Annotated in this window: 6 protein-coding genes and 1 pseudogene; 4 read left to right on the forward strand and 3 right to left on the reverse strand. The window is 68.8% G+C overall.

The annotated features are described in order from the left end of the window. Window positions 1–304: pseudogene (locus D7Y13_RS33530) on the forward strand (fatty acid desaturase); the annotation flags it as partial. A 13-nt stretch (window positions 305–317) separates the two neighbouring features. On the opposite strand, the gene D7Y13_RS33535 reads toward D7Y13_RS33530, so the two are convergent. Next, window positions 318–1211 carry an alpha/beta hydrolase gene (locus D7Y13_RS33535; RefSeq protein ID WP_120585769.1) on the reverse strand — a complete coding sequence of 298 codons (894 nt, stop codon included), beginning with the start codon at window positions 1209–1211 and terminating at the stop codon, window positions 318–320. Continuing rightward, a complete protein-coding gene (locus D7Y13_RS33540; protein ID WP_120585770.1) occupies window positions 1208–2731 on the reverse strand; it encodes a flavin-containing monooxygenase in 1524 nt (507 codons plus the stop codon). Before D7Y13_RS33540 ends, D7Y13_RS33535 begins: the two co-directional genes overlap by 4 nt. Window positions 2732–2907: 176 nt before the next feature. On the opposite strand from D7Y13_RS33540, the gene D7Y13_RS33545 reads away from it, so the two are divergent. From D7Y13_RS33545 to D7Y13_RS33555, 3 genes are all read left to right on the forward strand, one after another. After that, window positions 2908–3546 carry a carbonic anhydrase gene (locus D7Y13_RS33545; protein ID WP_233595959.1) on the forward strand — a complete coding sequence of 213 codons (639 nt, stop codon included), beginning with the start codon at window positions 2908–2910 and terminating at the stop codon, window positions 3544–3546. A gap of 55 nt (window positions 3547–3601) precedes the next feature. Then, the gene (locus D7Y13_RS33550; protein WP_120585772.1) at window positions 3602–5332 is read left to right on the forward strand and encodes a sigma 54-interacting transcriptional regulator; all 1731 of its coding nucleotides are present in this window, start codon (window positions 3602–3604) and stop codon (window positions 5330–5332) included. A gap of 61 nt (window positions 5333–5393) precedes the next feature. After that, a complete protein-coding gene (locus tag D7Y13_RS33555; RefSeq protein WP_120537512.1) occupies window positions 5394–7244 on the forward strand; it encodes a serine/threonine-protein kinase in 1851 nt (616 codons plus the stop codon). Between the two features lie 9 nt (window positions 7245–7253). Here the strand turns inward: D7Y13_RS33555 and D7Y13_RS33560 are convergent. Then, window positions 7254–8600: GON domain-containing protein (locus D7Y13_RS33560; RefSeq protein ID WP_120630897.1), on the reverse strand; the 1347-nt coding region annotated here is incomplete at its 5' end.

Consider the following 8600-nt stretch of genomic DNA (forward strand, 5'->3'; position numbering starts at 1 on the left):
GGGGGGCGTCGTCAACTCACTCGGGCACGCGGTGGGTGGGCGCAACTTCGAGACGTCCGACAACTCACGCAACAACCACCTGGCTGCGTGGCTCATCCTGGGCGAAGGCTTCCAGAACAACCACCACCGCTATCCAGGGTCGGCCTCGTTCTCGTACCACCTTCACGAGGTGGATCTGGGCTACGGGGCGTGCGTGCTGCTGGAGAAGCTGGGGCTGGCCACCATCCAGCGCGACTACCTCATCCCCCGACCCCCGCGCGAGCAGACGGTCGGCGCACAGGCCCGCCCCGGAGCGCCCGGGTAGGACGCGGACCTCCTCAACGTGCGGTGCCGAGCCGCTCCGCGATCCGGCGGAACACGGCGTGCGCCTCCGGCGTGAAGGTGGCCCCCATGAACACGTGGAACCCTCCGCGTGTCTCGTGCAGTTCCACCTGACCTCCCGCGGCCGTGACCTGGTCACGAAGCCGGCGAGCGTCCGGCAGGAAGAGGTCGTCGGTGCCCTGTTCGATGTGAATGGGTGGCAGGCCCCCGAGGTCCGTGAAGAGCGGGCTGAGCAGCGGGCCGCGCGGGTCCGAGGACCCCGCCCACCAGCGGCCCCATTCCACCAGTTCGGCGGCCCGGAGCATGACGTCGCGAGGCTCCACCGCCGCCACCTCCGGATGGGACATCGTGAGGTCCAACCACGGTGCGAACAGCAGCAGGTGGCCCGGCAGCGGGAGGTTCTGGCTCCGGAAGTGCAGCGCCTGCGTGATTGCCAAGTTGCCTCCCGCCGAGTCACCGCAGAGCACGATCCGGCCCGGGCTCACGTTGCGCAGGACGTCGCGGTAGACCTGTTCGAGCAGGCGGAAGGCCTCGGTGTACGGATGCTCGGGGGCGAGGGGATAGAGGGGCACGGTCACCATCGCGCCCGTCTCCCGGATGAGTCGCTCGATGATGTCCCAGTGCGCGCCTTGAAGCGGATTCACGAACGCGCCGCCATGCGTGTAGATGACGTGCCAGCCCGAGGCTCCGGCCTTCGGGGTCAGCGTGTACACGACCTGACCGAGCACGCGCTCCTCGCGGACGTCACATCGCTTGCGCAGGGAGTGTCCGAGGGGTGCTGGCGGCGGGTACTTCCTGCCTGCGTACTCGTGCCGGAGCTGGGCGGGGCCGCGAGTCTGTCCTCGGCGTGTCCGCAGCACGGCGGCGGCCAGCCGCATCCGCAAGCTCATCCCACCTCCGCGACATCCTGCGTGGAGGGGGTGGCCGGACGTACGTGCGAGGAGAACCGCAGGTGCGGGTCCACCACCGGGCCCTCCCGGAGCAGCCGGGTGTCCAGGTGGTAGTCCATCGACATCACCCAGGGGGCGTGGTCGCTTTGACGGGGCAGGGTGTCGAGTGAGCGCTTCACGTAGCCGGCGGCGAAATCGATCAGCGGCCGGGTGGGCATCGCCGGGTCGCTCAGTTCGGGACGGCAGATGGTGTGGCCGTGCGCATCCATGTGCGCGAGCAGGCGGCAGAAGTGCTCGCACAGCAGGCCGACCTTCAGCGTCCAGGACGCGTTGGTGTAGCCGATGGCGAAGGCGAAGTTGGGCACCCCGCTGAGCATCATTCCCCTGAAGGCCACCGTGTCGGGCAGGTGCACCGGTGCTCCGTCAACGGTCAGCGCGATGCCGCCGAGCGCCTGGAGGTTCAAGCCCGTCGCGGTGACGATGATGTCGGCCTCGAGCTCCCGGCCCGACTTCAGCTGGAGGCCTTTCTCGGTGAAGGTCTCGATGTGGTCCGTGACCACCGAGGCCCGGCCGCTGGAGATGGCCTTGAAGAGGTCCGCGTCCGGCACCACGCACAGCCGCTGCTCCCACGGGTTGTAGGGCGGGTTGAAATGCTCGTCGACCGGATACCCCTTCGGAAGCTCCCGGGCGTTCACGAAGCGGATGAAACGCCGGGCGGCACGCGGGTAGCGATGGGCGAAGCGCCAGATGAAGCGTTGCACGGCGATGTTCTTGCGTCGCGTGAGCGCGTGGGCCCACGTCTTCGGCATCAGCTTCCGCGCGAGCTTCGCGAACAGGTCCTCGGAAGGGGCGGGCAGGATATAGGTGGGCGTGCGCTGCAGCATCGTCACATGCGCCGCCGCGTCCGCCATCGCTGGCACGAGGGTCACGGCGGTGGCGCCACTGCCGATGACGACGACGCGCTTGCCCGTGGAGTCCAGGTCCTCGGGCCAGTGCTGGGGATGGAGGATGCGGCCCTTGAAGCGCTCGGTTCCCTCGAACCGGGGCGTGAACCCCTGGTCGTAGCGGTAGTAGCCGCTGGCGCAGAACAACCACCGGCAGGTGAGCTTCAGGCGCTCGCCGGTGTCGGTGCGCTCGACATCAACGACCCAGTGGGCCTCCGTGCTGGACCAGGCGGCGCCGTGCACCTTGTGGTGGAGGCGGATCGCACGGTCGATTCCGTGTTCGGCCACGGTCTCGCGCAGGTAGGCGAGGATGGCGTCCGCGCTGGCAATCGACTTGTTGTTCGTCCATGCCTTGAACTCGTACCCGAGCGTGTGCAGGTCCGAATCGGAGCGGACGCCGGGGTAGCGGAAGAGATCCCACGTCCCACCGGTCGCCCCCCGGGCCTCGAGAAGGGCGTACGACTTCGATGGGTGCTCCCGTTTCAGATAGCAGGCCGCTCCGATCCCCGAGACACCCGCTCCGACGATCAACACCTCGACGTGTTCGGGGAGGTCTGCGGCGCGCGTGAGGGACATGGCGGGCTCCGTTGCCGGGTCGGGGTGGGAGGCGTCCCGGCGGACGCCCTGACTGAAGGATGGTGAGCGGAGGACGTCATTGCGACCCTTTTTTGAGCTGGGCGAGGCTTCGCCTGGGTGACATCGGGCGCCCAGACTTCTCGACGTTCGCGCCAGCCCGTGCGAGCGTCGTTGCCGTGACGCCCTACGACAAGATCTTCGAGAACAACCAGCGCTGGGCCGAGGAGCAGTTGCGCTCGGATCCGGACTACTTCGCCAGGCTCTCCCAGTCACAGCAGCCGGACTTCCTGTACATCGGATGCTCCGACAGCCGCGTCCCGGCGAACCAGATCATGGGGCTGGCGCCCGGTGACGTGTTCGTGCACCGCAACGTCGCCAACCTGGTCAACAACGTCGACCTCAACGTGATGTCCGTCATCAACTACGGCGTCCGGCACCTCGACGTGAAGCACATCGTGGTCTGCGGCCACTATGGCTGCGGCGGCGTCCAGGCGGCGATGCAGCCCAAGGACCTGGGCATCCTCAACCCCTGGCTGCGCAACATCCGCGACGTGTACCGCTTCCATAAGCTGGAGCTGGACGGCATCACGGATGAGGCGAAGCGCTATGACCGGCTGGTGGAGCTCAACGTCCTGGAGCAGAGCATCAACATCATCAAGACGGCCGCCGTGCAGAAGTCCTATCTGTCGAAGGGCTATCCCATCGTGCACGCGTGGGTGTTCGACATGCGCAACGGCATCATCAACGACCTGAAGCTGGATTTCGTGCAGACGTTGCACAACATCCAGGAGGTCTATGACCTGACGAAGGATTGAGCTCCGGAAGGGGAACTCCCGCTCCTCCTGGGCTGCCGTCAAATCCGCCCGCCCCATGCGCTTCTTCCTGACCCTTCCGGACGGCCGCCACTTCGCGCTGGAGAAGCCGGTGGTCTCCGTGGGCACCGAACCCGCGTGTGATGTCGTCCTGTCCTCTCCTGGTGTGAAGGCCAGTCACGCCCTGCTGTTCCGGGACGCGCGGGGGTGGACGGTGTCCGCCGCCAGCCCTGGTTGCGACGTGCGCGTTCGCGGCAAACGCGTGGACCTGTCGCCCCTGGCTCCGGGTGACTCCTTCGTCATCGGTCGGGCCACGCTCACGCTGGGGGCTTCCGAGGAACTCCGGTCGCATCTCCAGCCAGATACGACGCCGTCCTCCCGTCTGCTGCCGGTGCTGACCGACTTCGCCTCCCGGCTGCTCGTGCAGCGTCCTGCTTCGGAGTTGCTGGACGTCACCCTTCGCGGCATCGCGGACGTGACGTCCTCGGACGTGGGCTTCCTGGTGTCGGTGGAGGGCGACCGGCGTCAGGTGGTGGCCTCCACCGGCTCCGTGCCCGCCGCGGTCGTGGTGGACAGCCTCGTGGATCAGGTCGTGGCGTCAGGGGCTCCCGTGCTGGTGCCCGATGTCGCGGTGGAGGCTTCCCTGGCCGGTGCTCCCAGCGTCCTGGCCCTGCGCCTCACCTCCGCGCTGGTGCTGCCCCTTCGCGCGGGCTCGGCGCCCCTGTGTGCCGTGTACCTGGGCCGACGGGTGGGCAGTCCTCCGTTCGCCTCTCGCGACCTGGAGGAGGCCATGGCCCTCTCCTCGCTCGCGGCGCTGCTGCTGGCCACGTCTCGTGAACTGACCGAGTTGCGCTCGCAGGTGGACAACCTCACGCAGCGCATCGCCGCGGCCACCTTCGAGGGACTCATCGGTGAGTCACCCGCCATGCGCTCCCTCTACCGACAGATTGAACGGCTGGGACCCACGTCCCTGCACGTCCTCATCCAGGGCGAGACGGGCACCGGCAAGGAGGAGGTGGCCCGCGCGCTCCACCGCCGCAGCGGTCGGCGGGGACGGCTTGTCGCCATCAACTGCGCGGCGCTTCCTGAATCCCTCATCGAACGGGAGCTGTTCGGCCATGTGCGCGGGGCGTTCTCCGGCGCGGGCGCGGACCGAGCGGGCCTGGTGGAGGCGGCGGATGGCGGCACCCTGTTCCTGGACGAAATCGGGGACATGCCCCTGTCCCTCCAGTCCCGCCTGCTTCGCGTCGTCCAGGAACACGAAGTGACCCGGCTGGGCGAACACCGGCCCCGCAAGGTCGACATGCGCGTCCTGTCCGCCACGCATCAGCCCCTCAAGGCGCTCGTCGCCCGGGGCGCCTTCCGCGAGGACCTGCTCTTCCGCTTGGAGGAGGTGCGCCTGGAGGTGCCCGCCCTTCGCGAGCGCGGTGATGACGTGCTGCTCATCGCCCACCATGTGCTGAAACAGGAGGGCGGTCGCGCTCGTGGCTTCACCCAGAAGGCCACCGAGGCCCTTCGCGGGCATCCCTTCCCGGGCAATGTCCGCGAGCTGGTGTCGCGGGTGCGGCGTGCTTCCATCCTGGCTTCAGGGGAGTCACTGGGCGCCGAAGACCTGGACCTGGGGGCGGATGCGACGCCGCTGTTGCCCCTGGACGCGGCCCGGGACGCCTTCGTGCTTCGCTACGTGCGGGAGGCCATTGCTCGCAGCGGTGGGAGCAAGAAGGACGCGGCTCGGGCGCTGGGCATCGGCCTGCGTTCGGTGTTCCGCTACCTGGGCGAAGAGGACTGAGGCGGTCCGTGCGGCCCTGGCGTTTGCTCCTGAAAATCCCGGTCCCTAGACTGCGCTCGCGATGACGGGCGAACTGCTGGCCGGCCGCTACCAGTTGGAGCAGGAGCTGGGGCGAGGGGGGATGGCGACGGTCTTCCTGGCCCGCGACCTCCGGCTTTCCCGCCGCGTGGCCGTGAAGGTGCTGCATCCAGGCCTGGACCCGGGCCTCGCTGAACGCTTCCGCAGGGAGGCGGAGGTGGTCGCCTCGCTCAAGCACCCGAACGTGCTGGAGGTGCATGACTTCGGCGAGGACTCCGTGCGCGGTCCCTTCCTTGTCTGTGAATGGGTTCAGGGGGAGAACCTGCGCGAGCTGGCGCGACGGCTTTCCCCCGTGCCTCCCGAGGTCGCCGCGCTGCTGGGGTGGGAACTGGCCCGGGCGCTGGAGGCGGCGCACGCGCGCGGCGTGGTGCACCGGGACGTCAAGCCGGAGAACGTGCTGGTGGCGCTGGGTGGCCCGCTGAAGCTGGCCGACTTCGGCATCGCCGCGCTGGCGGATCAGGCGCGGTTGACCAGCACCGGCGCCGTCATCGGCTCGCTGGCGTACATGGCGCCCGAACGCATCGATACCGGTGCCTGGTCCCCGGCGTCGGATGTCTTCGCGGTGGGCGTGGTCCTGTTCGAGTTGTGCGCGGGAATGACGCCGCACTCGGGGGCAGGGAGCGCGCGGTTGGCCGTCTCCGTGATGACTCGCGATGCTCCCTTGTTGTCGGAGGTCGTGCCGGGCACTCCCGAGGTTCTCGGTGCGCTGGTGGCGCGGTGTCTTGCCCGGGATGCTCGCGACCGACCCCGGGATGGCGCGGAGCTGACCGTGGGCCTGGAGGAGGTCCTTCGCTCCCTGGTGGGCTCCCCCTCCGAGGCTTCACGGGCCTTCTTCGTGGCTCCGGAGGACGTCGCCTCTGGCTGGCGGGAGGCTCGGTTTCAACGGCTGCTGGGTGAGGGACGCGCGCTGCTCGCGGCGGGGCAGGGTGCCCAGGCGGCCCGGTATCTCAATGTCGCGCTGTCCCTGCGGCCCGGTGCTCCGGAAGTGCTGTCGCTCCTGCGGACGCGCCCCAGGACGAGGCGGACCCGTGTGCTTGTCGGGAGCGCCCTGCTGAGTGGGCTGCTGGTGTCCGTGGGCGCGTGGGTGGCCCTGCGGGAAACCACGCAGACGCCTTCGGAGCGCGCCACGGTGGTGACGGACGTAGCACCCACGCCTTCGCCGCCTGCCTCTCGTTCGAATGTGACGGTGCCAGAGCCGGATGCTCCACTTCCGGCACGAAGCCCTCCTGGCAAGATGACTCCGGGCGGTGCGGAAGTGCGACCAGATGCGGTTTCTTCCTCCGCCCAGAAACCCCGTGTCGTGCCTTCCCGCAGACTCGCGCCTCCGCAAACCTCCAGCGCACAGGCTCCCTTGCCACCGGCAACCGCGACGGTCCCCACGTCGGATCCGTCACCGGCACCTGCCCAGGGCTTCGCGACGCTGACCGTGGTGACGCGTCCCTGGGCCGAGGTGTTCGTGGATGGCCAGAGCCGGGGCTACACGCCCCGCATCCGCGAGGTCCGCCTGTCCCCTGGCACGCACCGGTTGCGCTTCGACAACCCCCTCTGCGAACCCGTGGAGGAGGTCCTCCAGGTCGCGGCGGGAGAGACCGTCTCGCGAAACCTCTCACTCCGGGTCCTCGATGCGGAAGTCACCCTCGTCGCTCCCGTGGCCGCCCGCATCTTCGTCGATGGGGTGGAGGTCGGCGTGGCGCCCCTTCGCGGGCCGCTGAAACTCGCGCATGGTGCGCATGTCCTGTCGGCCCGGGGACCTGGAGGCCTCGTGCTGCGACAGACGGTGGACGCGGTGGCCGGCACGCGCACGACGGTGGTGCTGGGAAGCCCTTCGCGCTGAGGCCCGCCGCTACTGTGGGACCGCGTACACCAGCAGCATCGACACACCATTCTGGTTGGTGGGATTGAAGCTCCCCACCGGGGCGACCCAACCGCAGCCGCCGTAGCCACGCAACTGGGCCACCTGGTTGTTCTCACTGAACGTGAACGAGCCGGGTTCGGAGTTGATGCCACCCCGGCTGAGCTGCCCCGCACCCACCGCGAACGGTGTCCCTCGCAGGTCGATGTTGGCCAGGCCCGTCCGGCTGCAGCCCATCGCCGCCGCGTATGGCATTGAGGTCACCGGCTGCTTGTTCACGTGCAGCAGCGATCCGGCGGACGTCGAGAAGGTCTGGTCCGCCGTGTCCACGCGCAGCGTGATGGGATTGATGCGAAGGCGCGTGTACGTGGTCCGCACATCGGTGCCCGGCGAGTTCCCACCCGCCGTGTATTGCGAGTAATTGAATCCATCCCCCGTCCGCGCCAGGGACAGGTATTCCAGAGGCGTGGTGGCCATGTCCCGGCAGTAGACGTTCCACGGCTTGAGCGGATCGCGGTTGAAGAACAGCGTCTGGTCGCCGTCCTGGGCCTCCGGGTGGGCCGTCTTGATGTCCTGGCAGGTCGCGGGACGGTCGCCCAGGCGGTACTGGAGCTGGAGCAGGCCGCCGTTCTGGTTGTAGGGATTCACGATGCCCGGGAGGCCCACGAAGCCGCAGTAGCCGCCTCCCGCCAGGCTGACGACCTGCTCCAGCTCGCTGTACGTGGCGCCAGTGCCCGCCATGCTTCCGCCCCAGGGCACGAGCTGGCCCGCGGGCACCACGAACGGCGTGCCCCGCAGGTCGATGTTGCCCTGCGACAGCGTCCGGTTGCAGGACATGGCCACGCCGTAGGACATGGACGTCACCATGTCCGGGCTGTGCCGGAGCGACCCCGTAGAGGTCGCGAAGGTCTGGTTCGCCGTATCCACCTTCAGCGTGGTGGGGTTGATGCGCAGCCGGGTGAAGGCGGTCCGCACCGTGGTTCCAGGCGAAGCACCCCCCGCGGTGTATTGTGAGAAATTGGCGCCAGCCTCCGTCCGCGCCAACGTGAGGAATTCGGCGGGCGTGCCGGCCATGCCATGGCAATACACGGTCCAGGGGGCGGACGCGTCGCCGGAGACATACAGCGTGTAGTCGCCGTCCGGCGCTTCCGGCCAGCCGTTCTTGATGTCCTGACAGGTCGTGGGCCGCGACTCCTGGGCCTGGGCACGCACCGCGAAGGCCGTCTCCTCGCCGGTGCCACAGCCGGTGGCGAGCGCCGTCAGGCCCAAGGCCAGCGCGGGCCCTGCACGACGGCGGAGCGGGGAGGAGGGGATGACAGGGGACACGTCGGTGGGCTT

The organism is Corallococcus praedator (assembly GCF_003612125.1).
In the GTDB taxonomy this organism is placed as follows: Bacteria; Myxococcota; Myxococcia; order Myxococcales; family Myxococcaceae; genus Corallococcus; species Corallococcus praedator.